At 44.1% G+C, this 1,311-nt stretch carries 2 protein-coding genes; both read right to left on the reverse strand.

From position 1 onward, the window contains the following. Positions 1-57: 57 nt before the first annotated feature. The gene (locus ABYW01_RS21320; RefSeq protein WP_372836617.1) at positions 58-675 is read right to left on the reverse strand and encodes an L-threonylcarbamoyladenylate synthase; all 618 of its coding nucleotides are present in this window, start codon (positions 673-675) and stop codon (positions 58-60) included. Positions 676-723: 48 nt separating this feature from the next. Then, the coding region (locus ABYW01_RS21325) for a PHP domain-containing protein (protein ID WP_372836619.1) at positions 724-1,311 on the reverse strand (588 nt) is incomplete at its 5' end.

The following is a 1,311-nucleotide window of genomic DNA, read 5'->3' on the forward strand; positions in this document are numbered from 1 at the left end:
AATATTTTTGTTTTTTCCTAACACGCACATTTTTTGTAATCTGAACTCAACAAAAACTCAGAAACCGGCTAACGATCCAGCACCTTCCCGTATTATTTCTGGAACTTCATCAACCAGATTTACCACCGTCGTAGCTTCCATACCGCAATAACCACCATCAATAACCAGGTCAACTTCATGCTGCAAAGTTTGTCGAATTTCATATGGATCCATCATCGGCTCAGATTCATCCGGCAATATAAGCGAAGTACTCATAATTGGCTCACCCAGTTCACGCATCAATTCAAGCGCTATTGGATTTTCCGGAATACGTAGACCAATAGTGCGCCGCTTCGGGTGCAGTAGTCGCCGCGGAACTTCTGTTGTTGCCTTTAATATAAAGGTATAAGCACCTGGCGTATGAGACTTCAAAATACGGTAGGCCTGGTTTCCCACTTTTGCGTAAGTACCAATTTCGCTGAGATCCCGACAAACCAGCGTAAAGTTATGCTTATCATCCAAACGCCGGATACGCTTAATTTTCTCAAGCGCATTTTTATCCCCCAAATGACAGCCTAATGCATAGGCACTATCGGTAGGATAGACAATGACACCACCACGATGAATGATCTCAACTGCCTGTTTAATCAGGCGTTGCTGAGGGTTTTCTGGATGTATTTGAAAAAACTGGCTCACAGCAGTTATCCACGTCTGTTATTTGTTGCCAGTTTAACGTGATATTGCTCAAGCCTGAAGCAACTTCGATAAAACGTGTCGGGACAAATCTTTTACTGGAGGGAATTTACCAACATCTGTCCAACCATGAGAAGGGGAATGAAAGTCACTGCCAGCAGAAACCATTATGTCCATTTTTCTTGCCAGTCTCTCAAGGTCAGCCTGATGATTGGGGGAAATTCCCGTGTATGAAACTTCAATAGCAGAACCACCACCTGCTACAAAATCATTAACGACTGCCCTGATTTTTGTAAAGGTCATTTTATATTTAGTCGGATGAGCTAACACTGCCTCTCCACCCGCTCCATTTATTACAGAGATCGCATCAGTAAATGAAGGCCAGTCCATTTTTACGTCACCGGCTTTCCCCGTCCCTAAATACTGTTTAAACGCAGCCTGTTCGCTATTCACTACACCCATATCAACCAACGATTTAGCTATATGGGGGCGTCCAACAATTGCACCGGCGGAATTTTCTTTCACCGCAGAAAATAGTGGCTCACGTGATACACCCTGCTTTACGAGGCGCTCACATATCTTATCGGCTCGCGCCTGCCTTAATACATCCAGATGCTCGAGATATCTGTTCAAATTCCG

Origin of the sequence: Pontibacterium sp. (assembly GCF_041587635.1) — a bacterium.
Classification (GTDB): Bacteria; Pseudomonadota; Gammaproteobacteria; order Pseudomonadales; family Balneatricaceae; genus Pontibacterium.